We start from the raw sequence: 21046 nt of genomic DNA, 5'->3' as shown, positions 1-21046 counted from the left end.
TAAAATACAAAACGCCCGATGAAGTTCATCGAGCGTTTTAAACTGAAAAAAGTGTCAACCTATTTCAGGACTAGTCACCTATACTTGGTTTTAAATTGCGCTGAGTGGTTGCCTGAGCTCTATTTTCTCAGCTTTCACTGCGCACACTTTAAACTCAGGTATTTTGGCTACGGGGTCGAGGGCATTATTAGTGAGCTTGTTTGCTGCCGCCTCTGCAAAATGGAATGGCAAAAATAGCACGCCAACTTGAGCGCGTTTGGTGACAAACGCACTAATTGTGATTTCGCCGCGACGACTAGTTAGTTTCAACATGTCGCCATTGTTGATGCCTAACTGCTCAGCATCAGCAACCGATATCATCACTTGCGGTTTAGCGATATCGTTTAACCCCTGGGTTTTACGGCTTAAGGTGCCAGTGTGGAACTGAGCCAACAGTCGACCTGTAGATAGGGTAAGTGGGTACTCACTACAGCTTTGTTCTGCACTTTGTCGATATTCTACTGCGCGCATCACCCCGCGGCCTCGGGTGAATTTTTGGGTATGCAAGGTTGGCGTACCTGGGTGTCCCTGTGCAGGGCAAGGCCATTGAATACCCATGTGGCCATTTGGATTATTCGGATCGATTGCCGACCACGTGATGCCACGATATTGAGGGGTCACTTCGGTAATTTCATGCCAAATTTGCTGCTCAGTTTGATAGGGCCAGTTTGCCCCCATTTGATTGGCAATATCGGTAATGATTTGCCAATCTGCTTTACTGTCTTTTGGTGGCTTTACGGCAGCTTGGAGTTGTTGAACTCGCCTTTCGGTATTGGTGAAATGACCGACTTTCTCAGCAAAACTGAATGCGGGCAATACCACGTCCGCAAGTTGTGCAGTTTCAGTCATAAAAATGTCTTGTACGATAACCAATTTAGCTTGTGTTAATCCGGCAATGACATGAGCTTGATCAGGATCGCTAAGGACAGGGTTTTCACCCATAACGTACAGCGCTTGCAGCGTACCCTGACTCAATGCATGCATCATTTCGGTAGCTGCTAAGCCGACTTTATGGGGGAGTTCTTCATTGCCCCATGCCCGACGAAAGCGCATTTGAATGAGTGGGTCATCGATTTTTTGATAGCCGCTAAAGTAGTTGGGTAGTGCCCCCATGTCACAGGCACCTTGCACATTACTCTGGCCGCGAAGCGGATTAATTCCTGCGCCTTCAATACCTATGTTGCCACACAGCATCTGTAAGTTGGCAATGGCGGTGACATTGTCATGACCTGATGTATGTTGGGTAATGCCCATGGCGTAAAACACTGCGGTTTTTTCAGCGGTGCCGATAAGCTTTGCCATTTCGGCAATATCACTGGCGGCAATCCCGGTAACTTTTTCAGCATTTTCTGGTGAGTAGTTAGAGTGCATCACCGCTTCATACAGCTCACTGTAGCCATCAACTCGCGCAGCAAGGTAATCTAAATCATGCCAGTCATTGGCAATGATTTGTTGCATTATCGCATTGAGCAACATCACATCTGTGCCGGGTCGCTGTGCCACATATAATAACCCGTCATCGGCAATATCTATCTGTTTTGGGTCAGCAACAATTAAGCGTGCACCATGCTTTGCAATAGACTGCTTGATTCTGGAGGCAATAATGGGGTGCGCGTTGGTGGTATCAGAGCCAATGATAAAGATAAGATCGGCTTGATCAATACTAGAAATATCATTGGTCATGGCACCGCTGCCAAGGGCATCATACAAGGCGGTCACGGTTGATGCATGGCACAGTCTGGCACAATGATCGATGTTATTCGTGCCAATGATGCTGCGCATAAACTTCTGGAACAGATAGTTATCTTCGTTGGTCGCCTTTGCCGATGCTAAACCTGCAATGGCATCGCTGCCATACTCCTGTTTTATATCGCCAAGACCAGTTGCAATATATTCAATGGCGCGCGGCCAAGAAACGGGCGTTAATTTGCCATCGATACGCAACATGGGGCTTTGAATGCGCTGCGAATCATTGATGAAGTCAAACCCAAACCGGCCTTTTACACACAGCATTCCTTGGTTGACGGCAGAGTCTTTGTCGCCAGTGACATGCACCACTTTGTTTAAGCTTTCGTCAACATGCAGATTTAATCGGCAGCCTACACCGCAGTATGTACAGATGGTCGAAGTGGTTTTTAGTGGTGACTTTTGCCCCTGCAAATTAGCACGTGCATCGCTCAAGGCACCAGTTGGGCAGACCTGAACACAGTTACCGCATTGAACACACTGGCTATCAGCCATTGTGGCTTTAAAACCCACGCGAGGAGCTTGGCGGTTGCTATTGCCCGGCAAGCCATGAAAATGATTTTCTTCAAAACAGATCACTTTGTGGCCAGATTGCTGGTGGCAAGCGTCAACGCAGGCACCACAGCTAATACAGCGATTAGCATCAAATTCGATAAACGGGCTGCTGTTATCGGCTATAAACTGGCGCGCATGACTGTCGCCATTATCCACGGGAGCTATTTGGTATTGGGTCGCGTAATTGCGCAGGTTGCATTGGGTATTAGCTTGGCAGCCGCAGCTTAAGCAGCGTTGTGCTTCCTCTAGAGCTTGGTCAAAGTTAAAATCGAGTTCGACTTCGTTAAAGTTGCCGCGGCGGGCTTTGGCCGATAACTCAATAGGTTTTGCTCTTGGCTTCGATGCTTCATGGTTGAAGTGCTGTGCCGTTAAAGATTGATTTTTCGCCTTAATTGAGTTGTATGGTTTTGGCGAAAGCTCGCAGCTTAATTCGCCTTTAAGTAATTTTTCAATGGCATCAGCGGCCTTCTTGCCGTCGGCTACGGCGGCAATAGCGGTGGCCGGTCCTGTGCGAGAGTCGCCTAAGACAAACAGTTTTTCAACTCCCGCTGACATTGTATGTTGGCAACCTTCGAAGGTATTCCAGCGTGTTAGTGCCACGTCGCCCGTTGATAGCTGACTATCGGGATGATTCAAAAATGCCATATCTGGGGTTTGTGAAACAGCAGGAATCACAGTATCAAAATACTCGGTAAAGGTTTCTCCGGTGCTCACAGGTCGTCTTCTGCCTGAACTATCAGGTTCACCTAAGGCCATTTTTTCAAAGGTGATGGCGTTGACTCTGCCGTTGGTATCAGCATGGTTTTTCACTGGGTTGGTGAGAAAGTAGAACTCCACACCTTCAAATTCTGCTTCGTCTATTTCATAGACTTCTGCTGGCATTTCTTCGCGGGTGCGGCGATAAACTAAGGTCACTTCAGCGCCCTGGCGAATCGCTGTACGGGCACAATCAATGGCAGTATTACCACCGCCAATCACCGCCACTTTTTTCCCTAGTTTCAGCTGCTGCTCAGTACAATGATCTTTTAGATAATCGACTCCTAAAAAACAACCATCAAGTTCACTACCAGGGTAGTCCATGGGGACAGCTTTTTGGGCGCCAATAGCTAAACACACCGCATCGTAATCTTGCACCAGTTGCTCTAAGTGGATCTGTTTTCCTAGTGCGGTGTTTAAGTGAATTTTCAAACCATTTTGGCTCAGGATATCAATTTCTTTATCTAAGATAGCTTTAGGTAATCGGTATTCAGGAATACCGTATCTTAACCAGCCTCCAGCTGCAGGCATCGATTCAAAAATATCGACATCATGACCATTGTTGCTTAAATAAAAACCGGCGCTGATCCCAGCTGGGCCACTGCCAATAATAGCGACCTTTTTGTCGGTTAATGGCATGCGAGGAGGAACATAAGGGTCGTCAAGCGCATCAATATCCGCGGCATGTCGTTTTAGTTGTCGAATCGCAACGGGTTCATCAATGGCAGAGCGGCGGCAAGCTGACTCACAAAACGCAGGGCAAACTCTGCCAATTGACAGGGGTAAAGGCAGTGTTTGTTTGATGACTTTTATCGCTTGTCGATGATCCCCTTGGCTAATATGGTGTAAGTAAGCTTGTACATCGACACCGGCAGGGCAAGCTTGCTGACAGGGGGCTTCGCAATCGGCGAAGTGGTCTTGCAAAAGAAGGCTTAATGCTTGCTGACGCTGAGCAGTAAGTTGACTAGATTGACTGGTTACTTGGCAGTTTTCTGCTGCTGGCGTTTCACAGGCTTTGACAATGGATACATCACTGTGGTTTTGCTGCAGTTCGACAACACACAGCCCGCATGACTGCTTTTTATGGCCGTTATGGTCACATAAATTGGGAATATCGATATTATGCCGCTTGGCACAGCTAAGAATCGATTCGCCATCTTTAGCTAAAATTGATTGCCCATCGAGTGTGAATTTGATCATTGTTGATGCCTTTTTACAGACCCGTCAAACGTTACTCGGCATTCCGTCACATTGAGTCAAAACAGTGTAGGTGGGTCGTTTTATGGTAATGGCTCGAGTATAACCGCAAGCTTATTCATAACGAGGCTAACCCCGGTAAGGGATGTACATTTTTGCAGTCGAAGTCACAAAAACCACAGGATTGCGTATAGGGACTGTTGCGCTTTGCTGCTTAGCCCTTGTAACTAAGCAGGTCGGATACGTTTTATTGGATACTGAGCTTGTCAGCGGGTCATCTTCTTCACGAATACCACCACATAAAGTGCGATAGTAAAACTACCGGTAAAAGCTTCAACCGCGGCAATCGCTCGGGATAAACCTATGGGAGTGAAATCACCATAGCCAAGGGTGGTGAAGGTCACTACCGAATAGTAGATGCAATTAAAAAACAACATCATATTGGCTTTGAAACCGTTGGACCAGGTGAAGATATGGGTTTGATCGCCGTAACTTAAACCGGTAAACATATATAAGATCGCACATACAAAAATCAATGCCATCGAAAAGCCAATCACCCGAATAGGTGCTTCACCATAGCCACAAAATAGATCAATCGCCTTAGAGATGATGCGTTGCCGACTAAATCGTGGCATTAAGTGGCGACGCATGGTGAGCTCTTTTTGCAAGAAATGCCCACCCATAGCAAACAAACCTTCACGCTCAGCGGCTTTGCGAAGATCACGATAGATCTCTTCAGTTTGTTCAAAATAATCTTTTGCGATGGCGGCTTCACCGACTTTTTCCGCTTCATTGGCCATGCGCTCTTGCTTAATCACCTTACCGACTTTGATATTTTCGATGCGCGCGCCGTTCCATTTTATGCCCAATAAATTGCAGTTAATTAAATTGGCACAATGTAGGTTTGCCTCTCGTAAGTCGGCTTTCATAAGACTGGCGTTTTGTAGATTGAGGTTAAACATATGAGCGCCATGCAAGTCAGCACGATATAGCTCAGCATGGCTCATATCAAACCCAGTTTTCTGGTGGTGGCGGACTAAATCGATACCAGCAAGCTTGGCATGTTTTAATGAAATGCCGCGTAGCATACCGCCATTGCGCGCAAAAGCTTCCAGTCTGGCAACATCATCGGGATGATTTTTAACGATTTTAGGATCATGCCAATAGCAAAGCCCCGATGGCTCAGCTGGTTCATGGCATGAAAAGCCTTCATCTTCGTGGTAGCAGCATGTGGGAGTTTTACTGTTCATGAAAAAAGTATAGACAGCAGCAACAAGGTTTGTGAAAGCAAACGCTTAAAAAAATTGCTTAGGCAACTTAACTGGTTTAACGACAAGGTTTTATGTTACTCACATCGGCGATGCTGACAATAAAGCATGCGCTATGGCATATCCTAGTCATTATGGTGCTCAATTAGCCTTTATCTGCTCTAGGCGTGCGGGCTTGATTGGGGTAAAATACGCCGTTTGTAATTTTGCCTAACCTAATCCAAAGTAGAATAGAGTCATGTTTGAAGTAAATCCGGTTAAATTTAAAATCAAGGAGCTGGCGGAACGCACCCAACTTCTTCGGGGGTATCTTTGACTACGATGCTAAAAGTGAGCGTCTAGAAGAAGTCAGCCGAGAGCTTGAAAGCTCAGAAGTGTGGAATGATCCTGATAATGCCCAAGCGTTAGGCAAAGAGCGCGCGTCGCTTGAGGCCGTGGTGAAAACTATCGATGATATGGATAGTGGTCTTGAGGACATTGAAGGCTTATTAGAGCTAGCCATTGAAGAGGACGATGAAGAAACCTTCAATGATGCTAATAGCGAATTAGTGGATTTAGAGAAACGTCTCGAGGAACTTGAGTTTCGCCGTATGTTCTCTGGCCCTCACGATGCCTCAGATTGTTACCTTGATATCCAATCGGGTTCGGGTGGTACTGAAGCGCAAGATTGGGCCAATATGGTGCTGCGTATGTTCTTGCGTTGGGGTGAAGCCCATGACTACAAACCTGAATTGATCGAGGTTACCGCTGGTGATGTCGCAGGTATTAAAGGTGCGACAGTAAAATTTACCGGTGAATATGCATTTGGTTCATTGCGTACTGAGACCGGAGTACACCGTTTGGTTCGTAAATCACCGTTTGATTCATCGGGTAAGCGCCACACGTCTTTCTGCTCTGTATTTGTTTATCCAGAGATTGATGACTCAATTGAAATTGATATTAACCCAGCCGATTTGCGTATTGATACCTACCGCGCCTCTGGAGCGGGTGGACAGCACGTTAACAAGACCGAATCGGCAATTCGTATTACCCACTTACCAACGAATACAGTAGTACAATGCCAAAACGATCGCTCACAGCATAAGAACCGTGATTCGGCGATGAAGCAGCTAAAGGCAAAGCTGTATGAGCTAGAGATGCTCAAACAAAATGCCGATAAGCAAGCAGCAGAAGATGCAAAATCGGATATTGGCTGGGGTAGCCAGATTCGTTCTTACGTGCTTGATGATGCACGTATTAAAGATTTACGTACCGGTGTCGAAAGCCGAAATACCCAAAGCGTCCTAGATGGCGATCTAGACAAGTTTATTGAAGCTAGCCTGAAATCTGGCCTTTAACGAGAGAAGAAGATGACTGAACAAACACAAGATGAGAACAAGTTAATTGCAGAGCGCCGTGCTAAGTTAGAGCACATTCGAGCGAACTGCCCAGCTAACGGTCACCCAAATAACTTCGATCGAAAACACAAGGCTGCAGATATTCAAAAAGAATATGGCCACTTCTCTAAAGAAGAGCTTGAAGGCATGGGTATCCAGCGTTCAATCGCCGGCCGAGTGATGGCGAAGCGTGGTCCGTTTTTGGTTATCCAAGATGTATCTGGTCGTATTCAGGCCTATGCAGGTAAAGATGTACAGAAAGATCTTAAAGCCACTTACCAAGGTTTAGATATTGGTGACATCATTGGTGTTACCGGTCAGCTGCACCTTTCAGGTAAAGGCGATCTGTACGTGAACATGGAAGAGTACCAACTGCTGACTAAAGCATTGCGTCCACTACCTGAAAAATTCCACGGTCTATCAGATCAAGAAACGCGCTACCGTCAGCGTTACGTTGACTTAATCGTTAACGAAGATTCACGTGAAGCCTTCATCATGCGCTCGAAAGTGGTTACCGCTATTCGTAACTTTATGGTGAAAAAAGAGTTTATGGAAGTTGAAACCCCGATGATGCACAGCATCCCAGGTGGTGCATCAGCGCGTCCATTTATCACTCACCACAATGCACTTGATATCGAAATGTACCTACGTATTGCGCCTGAGCTTTATCTAAAGCGTTTGGTTGTTGGTGGTTTCGAGCGTGTATTTGAAGTGAACCGTAACTTCCGTAATGAAGGTCTATCACCACGTCATAACCCAGAATTCACCATGATGGAATTCTATATGGCATACGCTGATTACGAAGATCTTATGGATCTAACCGAAGAGATGCTAAGTTCGATCGCGACTGAACTGTGTGGGTCTCCGCAACTGCCTTATGGTGAGCACACGGTTGATTTTGGTGGTCCATATGCACGTCTTAGCATGTTGGATGCGATCAAGAAGTACAACCCAGACAATGCAACCATTCAGTCGATGACTTATGAACAAGTTAAAGACGTTGAGTTTATGCGTGACTTGGCGAAGAGCCTAGGCATGACAATTGAGAAGTTCTGGACTTGTGGCCAGCTACTTGAAGAGATCTTCGGTGAAACTGCTGAGCCTAAGCTAATGCAACCCACTTTCATCACAGGTTACCCTGCTGATATTTCACCATTGGCACGTCGTAATGATGAAAACCACTTCATCACCGACCGCTTTGAGTTCTTCATTGGTGGCCGCGAAGTGGCTAACGGTTTCTCAGAGCTTAACGACGCAGAAGACCAAGACAGCCGCTTTAAAGCACAGGTTGATGCAAAAGATGCCGGTGATGATGAAGCAATGTTCTACGATGCAGATTACATCACTGCACTGGAGCACGGCCTACCACCAACAGCGGGCCAAGGTATCGGTATCGATCGTCTTGTGATGTTGTTTACCAACACTCACACTATTCGTGACGTGATCCTATTCCCTGCAATGCGCCCACAAGGGTAATTGTTGATTAAGCCGTTGGCTTAATAATCACATTGAAAAACCAGCCTCAGGGCTGGTTTTTTTTACCAAGTTTAGCTTGTTCATATGTATATCATGTGTGGTACACTTGCTAATATCATATGATTAAGTTTTTGTTATATTTTTAGCAAGTTAGGAGCGCGCCAAATCCATTTCAACTCTTCTTCATTATCTTCTTTCGCGACAATTTCACGCTTGTAGGATTCCTCAATCTTGTCACAGTTCTTCTTTAATTCTTCAATATCAATTGGAGTTAGTAAAAATTCAAGATCATTATCAAGCGCAATGAATTTTTCTGGGGATGTAAGTTCTATTCTAGCCGTGTACTTACCAGCTTTCCAAGGAAATGCCTGTTTGTTGAATTGATATAGCTCTATCATCTCTTGCTCTCGCAAGAAACCTTCGGCATCAAATCTTTCTTCAGATTTCAAATATGAAGCTTTCTTCGTGGCTTTAGAAATATATTGGTTCTTTGATGTAATAAATGAGACTTCTTGGCAGCGAATAAATCTTTCTTCAATTTCTTTTTGATTAAGTTTCATTGCTAAAACAGATAGTTCTTTCTCAAATGGCATTACTCCAGTTGCAGAAGAAGTCATTTTCCCAACTTGTTGTACAATACCTTGCCATTCAAAGTGGTGCTCAGAGCCTGCCTCATGTTTAATAATTACATTCATTCCTGATATGACTAGGTCTTTATTTTCAACTGAAAATGCTACTCTTAAGTTGAATATGGGACCAAGAGTAGTGAAGCCAATTTCTGCGTTTTTTTGTGTTATCACTCTCACCTTAGGCTTAGTTAGCAATTTTTTTATAATGCTAACTAAATGTGGAGACCAAGCCAGTGCTCCAAGCACTGCAATCCAATCTATGATTTGCATTAAACTTCTAACACTCCGTAACAATTAAGAGGTGAATAAAAAATTCTGGTTCTGCAGATTCAATCTTAAATTTTTGGTTTATACCATCGTACTTTTCTTATCTTTTTGATGCAAATGCATTTTATTGCTAGATTGAAATGATTTAAGTTCATTTCAACTTAGCCCTTTTATTCAGTGATATGTAGATGAAGTTGGTGTAATCACTGATTAAAGTCGTGGGTTTTCCACCCACACCCGAGCAAGAAGGGGATCAACAGCAATCCCCCTCTTGCATCTCCCCGTGCCGCCCAACGAAATTGTTTTCTTCATGCGTTATCGAAAATAACTAACGCTTCCGATAGGCCATCCATGGCCAAACGAAAGCTAGCCTGACGTCCTGTCAGGCTTACGCTATTACTTTTAACGAAGAGTCTTCAACCCATTTCAGCAATTTCAATGGGAATGTTGAGCCAGCAGGTTCAATTGTCATAGCGAAGTGCGGAAGTACTTTAACGGCTTAATTGTGTCATTGGAATTGAGGGAAGCTAAGATATTGCGTGAGTTCTGCTTGTGAGCCTATGAAGTTGAATCGAAGAGAAATATTTTAGGTGTAGATACAGTTGCGAGCTTCCAAAACATGGCCGCTTCTTGGCATCCATACCATTGCGGCATTTGTGAGTCCATTCACATCAGATGTTTTGGTAGAGCTTACAGGGATCTTTTTATATTAACATCATGCAGCGTCTCGTAGTTGTATCTGCACAATAGCCTGCGGCAGGCAACTAGGTTGATACAATTAATGCTAGGTTCACTTACATTTGAACACAATAAAGCTTTTGGTAGAAAACTTGGGTGTGAGCGAAGCGCCACTACGTTGATCCAAACAGAGTATGGAAATCACTCGTATCACACAAATCAAATTGTACACAGGCAAGCAACAAATTTGTGGTGTAGATACAGTTGCGAGCTTCCAAAACATGGCCGCTTCTTGGCATCCATGCCATTGCGGCATTTATGAGTCCATTCACATCAGATGTTTTGGTAGAGCTTACAGGGACCATTTAATATCAACATCACGCAGCGTCTCGCAGTTGTATCTGCACATAGCCTGCGGCAGGCAACTAGGTTAATAACTCCCCGTTGGAAATTTTGCTGTTTGAATTTTGTCGGTGCGCTGAGGGATTGCTAAGGGGGCAAGCGGATTCCCCCTTGGTTCGAGAATGGTCTAGCTAAAGTAACTCACGAGAAAAGTTGACTATATTTTGTCCGAATTGTGCGATGGCTTTTTCTTTAAGTGGTGTTAGTAATAACCTCACTTCTATGAGATCGTTCCCTACATCTGAAACTTCATCTTCATCTGTTGATGTATCGCAAATAGTTGCCATTTTAGATTCTAATTCGATAAGTGCTTCAAGCACTATCTTTAATTCCGATTCAGCTAGATTTAATTGGATTGAGCTCATACAGCTTTACCTTCTTTTTTATAAATTCTATGACCTTTGAGTGCCAGTTCTTCTAAAAGGCCGATGTATTTACCCACTGGCATATTATGAGTTGGTGCAATACAGAAATGATGTGGCTTGTCCTGCACGAGTTTTAAGCTCTGTGGGGGTTGTGTATTTGGTGAAAAGCGCCATACCCACCCTGACATGGGAGATTCATTGATGCCAATTTTATCAAAAACACTAATGCCTTTGCCATTGGCCTTTATTACTGTAATACCACTTATTTTTATAGTATCTACATCACGAGCTCTAACATTGGATAGTTTTGCTGAGTGAGAGTTGCCAAGACGAAAAAGCTCTTCCGGCATGATATAAAATTCTTTTGGAAACATGTTCAATCCTTTGAATACTTATTGAGTGAATAATAAAACTTAATACATCCTGTATTCTCTTCAATGTACTGTATTCGCCCTGAATACTCCATAGTCGTATCTACTTTCAATTTGCGCACTTATATGAATCCCAAGCTGATTTACTGATTTTATTGAGATGAAACCAATAAAATGCCGGATCTAGCTAGCTCAAAAACTAGCAGCTCAATAACAATTAGCCGCGGCAACAGTCTCTATTGTCGATTCAGATAGGCCATCCATGGCTCAACTGAGGCTATGTCGGCGTCCTGCCTCGCTCACACAAATTAGCTCATCGCACTCGGACACTTCCAAGGGAGACTGTTGATCCAGCAGGTGTGTTCGTAATAGCGAAAAGAAATGTTATTGAGATAAAGTCTTTTTTTGCTTCTAAGCTTGATGCTCAATTTGAACTGAGGGAAGCTAAAAAAATGTGTGAGTGTTGCTTGTGAGCCTATTAAGTTGAATCGAAAAGAAAAACTCTAGGTTGAGATACAGTTGCGAGTTTCCAAAACATGGCCGCTAATTTCAGTTGCTGCGTACTTTGATTGCGATTCGGTCATTTTTTGCAGAGTCGCTAGCTCTATTTAAGCCGTTAAAAGCCAGCTTAGCTGCTACTACATGCAAGTTTATATAGCGATAAGTTGATATAAATGGATGTAAGCTATAATTACAACGACCTCGCTTAAGTATTGGGCGCTGAAAGTTAAGGCAATGACTTGGACGTTGAACTTGCAAAAGTAATTGAACTGCAAAATATCATGTGGCTTTTAATTGCTACAGGTAGTGTGCTGTTTATGCAGGCGGGATTTTGTTTCTTAGAGGCAGGCTCAGTAAGATCTAAAAATAGCATCAATGTTGCGGTTAAAAATTTCTGTGACTTCTGTTTATCCTCTGGCACCTTCTGGATAGCTGGTTTTGCTATTATGTATAGCAATAGTCAGCAAGCTTCTAACTATGATTATTTCTTTCTCGCAGCGACTGATTCTCCTAAATTATTAGCTTTCTTCGTATTTCAACTGGTCTTTTGTGGAACCGCTTCGACAATAATGTCTGGAGCGGTAGCTGAACGAACGACTTTTGTTGGCTATTTAACGATTGCTTTTTTTGTGTCGGGAGTACTCTATCCGGTTTTTGGGCGTTGGGCGTGGAATGGCAGTTTTGAGGGGCTTAATCTAGGCTGGCTTAATCAGCAAGGTTTTGTGGATTTCGCTGGCTCTAGTGTGGTTCACTCTGTAGCCGGCTGGACTTCATTGGCTGCGGTAATGGTTATAGGCCCCAGAATTGGTCGCTTTTGTCAAGAAAGCCGGCCTATTCAAGGGCATAATATTCCCATGGCTACTGTAGGAACGATTATCTTGTGGTTTGGCTGGTTCGGTTTTAATGGTGGCAGTAACCTAAAAATTGATGACACCATACCTTCGATAATCTTAAACACTAACTTATCCGCCAGTTTTGGCGCCATCTCTGTACTATTACTGACTTGGTATAAAAACAAAAAACCTGATGTTCCCCATGTATTAAATGGTGCACTGGCAGGTTTAGTTAGCATCACAGCTAGTTGTAACTCAGTTGAACCTTTTCATGCGGTATTAATCGGTCTTTTAGGTGGCGTAATTTACTTGTTTAGTGTCAGAGTGTTAGAGCATTTTAAGATTGATGATGTCGTAAAAGCGGCACCAGTTCATGCTGTATGCGGAGTCTGGGGAACGCTTTGTGTGGCATTTTTTGGTAATCCCGACATCCTTAATACGGGATTGAGTTTTCCAGAACAGTTGTGGGTACAGACATTAGGTGTGGTCGTCTGCTTTGTTTGGGCATTTATTCCTACTTATCTATTTTTAAAGTTTATCCAAAGATGGATCCCCTTAAGAGTGAAGCCCGAAGACGAAATTAGGGGGCTAAATACCTCCGAGCACAATGCGCATACTGAGGTCTTAGAGCTACTTCAGGCTATGGAACGGCAAAAAAGTGAGACTGACTTTAGTAAGAGTGTTCATGTTGAGCCTCATACTGAAGTCGGACAGATTGCAAGTGAGTACAATCGAGTATTAGCTGTGGCCCATAGCGAAATGGCAAACGCTAAGCAAGCCAATATTGAACTTATGGCTTCTTTTAAAGAGCTACAAGAGGCTCAGAAGCAGTTAGTTGAGTCAGAGAAAATGGCATCATTGGGTGGGCTAGTGGCTGGGATAGCGCATGAGATTAATACACCTTTGGGGGTTAGTGTTACAGCAACCTCTTACCTTGAGAAGGAGATAAAAATTTTAGAGTCGCTGTATAAACAGGGCGAATTAACCGAAGAAGATGTGGAGAAGTTTATTCTGGGGGCGAATGAAGGGATCAGTATTATATTAATGAATCTAACGCGCGCTACAGAATTAGTGAAGAGTTTTAAAAAAGTCTCAGTGGATCAGTCGTCAGATAAGTGTCGAGAGTTTGACTTAAAAGAATATATTGAGGAAATTATTCTAAGCTTAAAACCTCAATTGCGTACCAGTCAGCATACTGTGAATGTAGTTTGCCCTGATGGGATAAAGATGCGCAGTCACCCCGGTGCGCTATCACAAATTCTTACTTGTTTTATTATGAACAGCATTCATCACGGATTTGAAGGGGGAAAGGTGGGGGAAATTATGATTAAAGCACAGCTGTCCGGTAACTATGTTGAGTTAATTTATTGCGATAACGGTCAAGGGATTAATCCTGAGAATTTACAGCAAATTTTTGAACCTTTCTATACCACAAAACGAGGAAAAGGTGGCAGCGGTTTAGGCTTGCATATTGTTTTCAACTTAGTAACTCAGACGTTAAATGGTACTATCAACTGCCAAAGTCAGCCCGGTCAGGGAACTGAATTTACTATTCAATTTCCAGCAATACTAGAGGCCGAGAGTTAACCCCAATCGTTAGCGGAGCTGATAACCCCCATAGCGCGCGGTATATTGCTAACTTCGATGACTTCAGCTGGTTGCATCTTGTCTAGTGTAATATTGCCAATACGAACTCGGACTAATCTCATCGTTGGAAAGCCAGCAGCAGCAGTCATTTTACGTATTTGACGGTTTTTCCCCTCGCTGATGGTGATAGATATCCAACTCATGGGACCGTGTCTGGGATCTCTTCGTTTACGTCCATTGCTAGGGAGATCTGGTTCGCAATTAAGCTTAAAAACCTGACAAGGTAGGGTAAGATATTTCTCTCCTTTTATACCTATTTCTACCCCTTGTTGGAGTTTGAGTATAGCTTCATCATTGATATCACCATCAACTTCAACATAGTATTCTTTTTCGACTTTTTTACTGCGAACTTGGTGGCTAACCATGCCATCAGTGGTTAATAAAAGTAAGCCTTCTGAGTCATGATCTAAACGGCCAATTGCCATGGTTCCTATGGGGAACTCGGCGAGCTCGCCAAGCAGTTTTTTACGTTTTCTGGTTTCTGGCACGAATTGGCTGAGAAACCCATAAGGCTTAAAGATTTTATAGTGATGATGGCTTCGCTCTATCAAAGGGGTGGCTGGTGCATTTACTGGGCTGACTTCTACTGACATAGCATCATCATTTTGTAAAATGGGTAGCCTATTATAGCGTTTAATTGACCGCAAAGAACTACTCCTGTTGAGCGGTAAGAAGGTTGCATTAATTTTTGTGTCACAATAATAAATGACAGCGTTGTCATTTGGCGTTATAGTATTGTTAAATGTGCTGGAGCAAGTGTGGCCAACCTTTTCAGGAGAGGTCGATTGCTTAGGCTATAGCTGTACGCAAGGCTTTCTTGAGTGAGCTGTTAATTATTCAACCTTTTGAGCTAAGCTCTAAGTTAAAGCGAGTCAATACAATGCAAATTGTCATTTTAAAAAATAGTGCTGAAGTTGCCGAATATGGTGCGAATATTTTTATCAAGCAGCTGCAAGAGAAAGCTAATTCGGTTTTAGGTCTGGCGACTGGCTCGACCCCAGTGGCCTTGTATCAAAAGCTGATTGAAGCCACGCAAGCGGGCGCGATCAGTTTTAAAGATGTCACCACATTTAACTTAGATGAATACTTAGGGCTAGCGGGGACTCATCCTCAAAGCTATCGCTATTTCATGAATGAGCAGCTATTTGATCATGTCGATATTGATAAGTCACATACCCACGTACCACCAGGTGACGCAGCCGATCCGGTAGCGGCGTGTGAAGGCTATGAGCAACAGATCAGCGATGCCGGTGGTATCGATATTCAACTATTGGGTATTGGTCGCAATGGCCACATTGGCTTTAATGAACCCTCATCAGGCTTGATGTCGCGTACACGCGTAAAAACCTTAACCAAAGCCACTATCGATGATAATGCACGTTTCTTTGCCGCAGATGAGTACCAACCGCATCTGTCGATTACCATGGGCATTGGGACAATACTTGATGCGAAAAAAGTGGTGCTGCTGGCTACAGGTGAAAACAAAGCTGATGCAATCTTAGCAACGGTTGAAGGCGCATTAACAGCATCATGCCCAGCGTCAGCACTGCAGTTACATCGAGATGCCGTGTTAGTGATTGATGAAGCCGCTGCGTCGAAATTATCTGATTGCGAGTTTTACAAGCATATCGAAAATGAGAACCAAAAACTGCAGGCCCAACTCGCTAAGTTGTAAGCGATACTTTTGCAAAAAAAGCAGGCTTAGCCTGCTTTTTTTATGGCTGAAATAGTCAATGCAACTGACTTAATGGACTATCTAAATTGGCGGCAACTGTGGTTAGTTTCTATGGTTAATAGATAATGTTAACCGGAAACATGACTTATGCTTAAAAAAGTACTTATCATTTTGGCTGTACTCATTGCGCTTCCGTTTATACTCGCGCTGTTTGCCCCCAACTACTATTCAGTGGTAACTACAGTCGATATTGCCCGTGACAATCAAACTGTTTATGACTATGTGGTGTTACTCAAAAATCAAGATAACTATAGCGTGTGGGCCCAGATGGACCCTCAGATGCAGAAAAGTTATCGCGGTGAAGACGGCCAAGTGGGATTTGTTTCTGCTTGGAAAAGTGATAACCCTGATGTTGGCGAGGGTGAACAGGAAATTATTGCCATCGTGCCCGGACAGAGAATTGATTACGAGTTGCGCTTTTTGGTGCCATTTGAAGCGGTATCGCCTGCTTATATGATAGTTACTCCTATCGGTGCTAATCAAACTCAAGTGACTTGGGGCTTTACCGGTCACCTAGATTACCCAATGAATTTGATGATGTGGTTTATCGATTTTGAAACTATGATTGATAATGACTTGAGTCAAGGCTTGGCGGCGTTAAAGGGAATATTGGAGTCGCAATAGCTGCAACTGCAATCGTTACTGCAACTATAACCACAAATAATGACTTTGGCATGCCCTAGCGATAACCAAGCTTTGGCGGCCATGACGTCTGCTATCTTAGAGATGTTGAATTAGCTGAGATGAGTCAGTTTTTCTAAGCCAGCATGTATCCATATAAGCAGCTTGAGCGCTAGAGTAGCTGTTGCTAATGTCATCGTTATCATTTCTTTTAAATCACCACGTTAGCCGTTATTAGCGGCTCGTATTTTACGTTAGTAATTCAAATGTAAATTTTGTTGAGAGTGGTTATCATTTTCATTAAGATCTTTGGCCTTTTTAGCGCGTTTAAAGACCTGCTAGTGTTACTAAAGAGGCTGATGATGGACCAAATGTTTAAACTGAAATACCCAGGGTTGCTACTTGCGATGTCCCTGACTGCACTGCCTAGCTGGGCGGAAGAGTCAGTGGCTGTAGAAGCGGCAGATGAGACAGAAATGGAGATCATTACCATCAGTGGTAAAGGCTTGATCTCTTATGTCAGTGCGTCGGCGGCCAAAACCGATATGCCGATTATCGAAACGCCGTCCTCGATTTCGGTATTAACCGAAAAGCGTATTACTGACTTAGGGGCTGAAAATGTTCAAGACGCCATAGGATACGTGGCCGGGGTCTATAATGGTCCCTATGGCGTCGACACTCGCGGTGATTGGGCACAAATACGTGGCGTATCACCACTGCAGTACCAAGACGGCTTGCAGATGATGTTTGGTAACTACAACAACGTACGTACCAATCCATATATGCTGCAACAAATTGAAATTCTAAAAGGCCCCTCATCAGTTTTGTATGGTCAGGGTTCCACCGGCGGGATCATCAACCTGGTGACCAAACGTCCTGAGGCTGAGCAAAAAGGTGAAATTTGGGCGCAAGTTGGTAATTACGACCGTAAACAATTAGCCGCAGATGTCACTGGTGCCATCGATGAAGATGAGACATGGTTGTACCGTTTAACCGGTTTGTACCGTGATAGTGACACGCAAACAGATCATGTCGAAGATAACAGTTACTTTGTTGCCCCTGCGCTAACTTGGTTTGCTACCGATAGCACTAAGATTACCTTACTGGCTAATTTGCAGAAAAATGAGTCTGGCTCAAGCACGCAGTTTTTTCCTCATGTGGGCACCATCTTGCCAGCGCCAAACGGCCAGATCCCAAGTGAGCGGTTTGTGAGTGAGCCTGGGTTTGATCAGTATGATACTAAGCAGCGTGCCGTTACTTTGCTGGTTGATCAAGATCTGAATGATTATATGTCAATCCATTGGGCTACACGTTACGTTGATAGTGAATCAACTTACCGGACTATGTATGCATGGCCGTTTGCCCTGCAGGCTGACGGTCGTTCGTTATTACGCTCAATCTCAATGAGTGATGCTACTGCAGAGGCGTATACTTCGGATTTGCGTTTACAAGCACAATTTGACACTGGCAGTGTTGAGCATAACTTAACGTTTGGTGTTGACTATCAAGATGTTGAAATAGACACCGATCGCCTGTTTGTATGGAATGGCGGTGGCTTGATTGACATCTATGATCCTCAGTATGGTGTAAATCCAGAACGTTTCCCAACAGATGCAGATATTCCTGATACGCCGAGCGAGCAGAGCAAGCAACTGGGTATCTATCTACAAGATTCAATCAAGTTTGGCGGCTGGGTGATAAGTGGCGCATTGCGCCATGATAAAGTTGAATCAAAAACTGCGACGGAAGGTAAGCAAGATCAGAGCGCCACAACCGGCCGTTTAGGCGTGTTGTATAGCTTTGATTCTGGTATTGCCCCGTACGTAAGCTACTCGCAATCTTTCTTGCCAATTTATGGTTCTAATGAGGTAGGTACGCCGTTCAAGCCTCAAGAAGGTGAGCAATATGAGGTTGGGGTTAAGTATCAACCGTCTGGTACTGAGCACCTATTTACCGCATCGGTGTTTGATATTACCGACAAGAACCGAAAGCAGTCTGCAGGACCAGATTTGACACTTCAGCTTGGTGAAGTGGAGATTCAAGGCCTAGAGCTAGAAGCACAATTAGAGTGGGATGAGATTGATGTCTATGCCAGCTATGCCTATACCGACTCAGAGAAACACTCTTCAACAATCGGTGAAGATGGTGCCAAACTGGCAGCCATGCCAGACCATATGTTATCGACTTGGGTGACTTACCGTCCGCAATCGTTCTGGCAAGGATTCAAAGCGGGTATTGGCTTTAGGTATGTGGGTGAAACCTCTGATGGCAGCATCGATGTTGTGCTTCCAGATGGCACCATTGCACACAATGCACTGACTACAGATACTTATCATCTGTTCGATATGATGATTGGTTACGAGTTTGACCAATTTGATCTGAGCGTGAATGTCGACAACATTACCGATGATACCGTTATCACCAGCTGTTTGGCTCGTGGTGACTGCTTCTATGGTCAGCGACGTACCATCACTGCCAATCTAAAATATCGTTTCTAACGAATCGTTAATCGCGTATCAAAGCCATAGCGTTGCTATGGCTTTTTTTGTGTCTGCTTATGCGTGCTTTAATTGGCTTTTATCGGTTTAGGCGTAACTTGAAACGCCATAATCCACGCGATCTCTGCCTTGTTGTTTCGCTTGGTATAGGTGCTTATCAGCTTGAGCAATAAGTTGCTCTAGTTTGCAGGAGTCTAGTTGCCCAAAAGCTAACCCAAAGCTTGCGGTGACTTTCAAAGTGTTGTCATTATCGGCAAAACTCAGCTGCGCGATGCGTCGACGTAACCCTTCTGCAATCGCGACCGCTGTTTTATCTTTGATTTGCGGTAATAGAATAATGAACTCTTCGCCGCCCCAGCGAGCAGTGATATCTTGCTGTCGTTGACTGGCTTGAATTTGCTTGGCAATGGCGGTCAGCACTTTATCACCGCTTTGGTGGCCGTAGGTGTCATTAATCATTTTAAAATGGTCAATATCAATAATCATCACCGCTAAGCTTTTGTCTGATTTACTGGTTTTCATCCATTGCTGAGCTTGTTGATAAAAAGCGCGGCGATTGTTTAAGCCGGTTAAAGGATCGGTCTTCGCCAAATATTCTGCATGAAGCTTATCGCGTTCGCTGAGCCTAAACTTATGCGCCAGTGCTAGGCCTAACAGCACGACATCGATTAGCAGGCCAACTTCGCCGGCCCGAAAAGTGATGCTGTTATAGGGAATGATGCCTATCACTGCTAAACCGGTAGTAGCGGTTCCGAGCATTGAAGACACTGAAGCTAGCATAAACATCTTGGCGTTGGGCATATTGGCACGCCAAGCAAATATGCCTAACATCAACATCAGAAACGAAAATAGCAGCATAAAGTCAAACGCCAATATCAATGCCATCACTTGATCATTAAAGATAAATGCAAGGCCGTACAGGCTTGGAAAACCGATACAAATGGCGAGTATTAAACGATTCAAGCGCGGGTACAGTTGTTTGATATTTAAAAACCGTAATGCGAACAGCAGGCCGAACACATTAAATGTCATCATGAGTAATGGCACACCCCATTGTTGAAACGTGGGGTACTGCGGCCAAAACCAACGCATGCCATGGCCGGTATAACCGATGTTTAGCAATAAAAATGACAGCAGGAACATAGAGTAAAGTAAATAACTCCTACTGCGCATACCAATAAATAACATGATGTTATAGATCAGCAGACAAGTGATAGCACCATAGAGAAACCCGTAGGTATAGCTTTCAAACTCTAGCTTGTCAGCAGCTTGATTGTGGCTCAATAGATAAATGGGCAACACCATGGGGTCGGGGGAGGTGACATGCAAAATCACTTGGGATTTTCCTGGCGGGAAAAACAATACGCTATTAAAGAAGCGTCCATTGTCTAGCCGTTGATTGAAAGGGTATTGGTCGCCAAAAATTTGCACCTTAGTCACTGATTGTTGGTGAAATTGATATAACTCAATACGGTTGAGCCAAGAGTTACCAATTTGAAAAAAACGGCTGCGAGCTTGGTCGCTTGGGTTGTCAAACTCAATTGCGATCCATGCGGGCTTGGCGCCAATCCCAAAATTAACCGATTCGCTGTGTATTGCAGTGAACTTACCTTGCATAAATAGTTGGTGAGCTTGCAATGCTTGCAGTGGCTGTTCGCTATGGTAGACATAACTATACTTGCCGATAGGCGAGGGATAGATTTGTGAAATATCAACGCGTGTTTTGGTGTTGATCTCATTTGCATGCCCCAGACTGCTAGGCAACAAAAAGCATACTAATGTAAATAGGATTAAGCGCATTATTGGCAACATAAATTGATGCTCTATCGTTTTTATTTAGCGTTTGACAGTTGGCCCACTTAGCAGGCGATTTACGGTATATCAGACGAATTAATACTCATTAGTTTACAGTTTGTTAACCAAATTAGAACTCCATAATAGGTATGAATAGGAGAAATTTACGGCTTTTTTCGCTGGCAGCTAGCGTGCGTAAAGCTTATGCTACGTTCAGACTCAAAAAACCATTTACTCATATTTGCAGATTTTTTATGCAAGCTTTGTTAGCTTGAGATTTCGTACTATTGCA

Annotated in this window: 13 protein-coding genes; 6 read left to right on the top strand and 7 right to left on the bottom strand. The window is 43.9% G+C overall.

Going from position 1 to position 21046, the window contains the following annotated elements; all coding sequences use genetic code 11:
- Positions 1 to 90 precede the first annotated feature (90 nt).
- Together fdhF and ACHUFW_RS18820 are read right to left on the bottom strand one after the other, a co-directional pair.
- Positions 91 to 4296 (bottom strand): formate dehydrogenase subunit alpha, encoded by a 4206-nt coding sequence (fdhF, locus tag ACHUFW_RS18825; protein ID WP_394205256.1) that lies wholly within the window; start codon positions 4294 to 4296, stop codon positions 91 to 93.
- Between the two features lie 263 nt (positions 4297 to 4559).
- Complete coding sequence (locus tag ACHUFW_RS18820; RefSeq protein WP_394205254.1) at positions 4560 to 5543, bottom strand: pentapeptide repeat-containing protein; 984 nt, start codon at positions 5541 to 5543, stop codon at positions 4560 to 4562.
- A 256-nt stretch (positions 5544 to 5799) separates the two neighbouring features.
- On the opposite strand from ACHUFW_RS18820, the gene prfB reads away from it, so the two are divergent.
- Positions 5800 to 6898, top strand: a protein-coding gene (gene prfB, locus ACHUFW_RS18815) for a peptide chain release factor 2 (protein ID WP_394205252.1) whose coding sequence is annotated in 2 segments (ribosomal slippage) — positions 5800 to 5874 and positions 5876 to 6898 — 1098 coding nt in all. Because the reading frame shifts where the segments join, the coding sequence is not laid out codon by codon here.
- A gap of 12 nt (positions 6899 to 6910) precedes the next feature.
- Positions 6911 to 8413: a lysine--tRNA ligase gene (lysS, locus tag ACHUFW_RS18810; RefSeq protein ID WP_394205250.1), complete on the top strand. Its 1503-nt coding sequence runs from the start codon at positions 6911 to 6913 to the stop codon at positions 8411 to 8413.
- Between the two features lie 134 nt (positions 8414 to 8547).
- On the opposite strand, the gene ACHUFW_RS18805 is transcribed toward lysS, so the two are convergent.
- From ACHUFW_RS18805 to ACHUFW_RS18795, 3 genes are all read right to left on the bottom strand, one after another.
- Positions 8548 to 9312: a hypothetical protein gene (locus tag ACHUFW_RS18805; protein WP_394205249.1), complete on the bottom strand. Its 765-nt coding sequence runs from the start codon at positions 9310 to 9312 to the stop codon at positions 8548 to 8550.
- Between the two features lie 1208 nt (positions 9313 to 10520).
- Complete coding sequence (locus ACHUFW_RS18800; protein ID WP_394205248.1) at positions 10521 to 10754, bottom strand: hypothetical protein; 234 nt, start codon at positions 10752 to 10754, stop codon at positions 10521 to 10523.
- Complete coding sequence (locus ACHUFW_RS18795) at positions 10751 to 11128, bottom strand: Tse2 family ADP-ribosyltransferase toxin (RefSeq protein ID WP_394205246.1); 378 nt, start codon at positions 11126 to 11128, stop codon at positions 10751 to 10753. Before ACHUFW_RS18795 ends, ACHUFW_RS18800 begins: the two co-directional genes overlap by 4 nt.
- Positions 11129 to 11865: 737 nt before the next feature.
- On the opposite strand from ACHUFW_RS18795, the gene amt reads away from it, so the two are divergent.
- Positions 11866 to 14046 (top strand): ammonium transporter, encoded by a 2181-nt coding sequence (amt, locus tag ACHUFW_RS18790; RefSeq protein ID WP_394205244.1) that lies wholly within the window; start codon positions 11866 to 11868, stop codon positions 14044 to 14046.
- Here the strand turns inward: amt and ACHUFW_RS18785 are convergent.
- Positions 14043 to 14699 carry a pseudouridine synthase gene (locus ACHUFW_RS18785; protein ID WP_394205242.1) on the bottom strand — a complete coding sequence of 219 codons (657 nt, stop codon included), beginning with the start codon at positions 14697 to 14699 and terminating at the stop codon, positions 14043 to 14045. The genes amt and ACHUFW_RS18785 overlap by 4 nt on opposite strands.
- A gap of 287 nt (positions 14700 to 14986) precedes the next feature.
- Between ACHUFW_RS18785 and nagB the strand changes: the two genes are divergently transcribed.
- The 3 genes from nagB (at position 14987) to ACHUFW_RS18770 (ending at position 18960) form a co-directional block, all read left to right on the top strand.
- A complete protein-coding gene (nagB, locus tag ACHUFW_RS18780; RefSeq protein WP_394205241.1) occupies positions 14987 to 15781 on the top strand; it encodes a glucosamine-6-phosphate deaminase in 795 nt (264 codons plus the stop codon).
- Positions 15782 to 15928: 147 nt separating this feature from the next.
- A complete protein-coding gene (locus ACHUFW_RS18775; protein WP_394205240.1) occupies positions 15929 to 16465 on the top strand; it encodes an SRPBCC family protein in 537 nt (178 codons plus the stop codon).
- Between the two features lie 359 nt (positions 16466 to 16824).
- Positions 16825 to 18960, top strand: a complete 2136-nt coding sequence (locus ACHUFW_RS18770) for a TonB-dependent siderophore receptor (RefSeq protein ID WP_394205264.1) — start codon at positions 16825 to 16827, stop codon at positions 18958 to 18960.
- A gap of 87 nt (positions 18961 to 19047) precedes the next feature.
- On the opposite strand, the gene ACHUFW_RS18765 is transcribed toward ACHUFW_RS18770, so the two are convergent.
- Positions 19048 to 20772, bottom strand: coding sequence for a sensor domain-containing diguanylate cyclase (locus tag ACHUFW_RS18765; RefSeq protein WP_394205238.1), 1725 nt, complete (start codon positions 20770 to 20772; stop codon positions 19048 to 19050).
- Positions 20773 to 21046 lie beyond the last annotated feature (274 nt).

This window comes from Shewanella waksmanii (genome assembly GCF_043643685.1).
Classification (GTDB): domain Bacteria; phylum Pseudomonadota; class Gammaproteobacteria; order Enterobacterales; family Shewanellaceae; genus Shewanella; species Shewanella waksmanii_A.
Note: the sequence above shows the minus strand (reverse complement) of the source record. Positions and strands in the feature narration are given on the sequence as shown.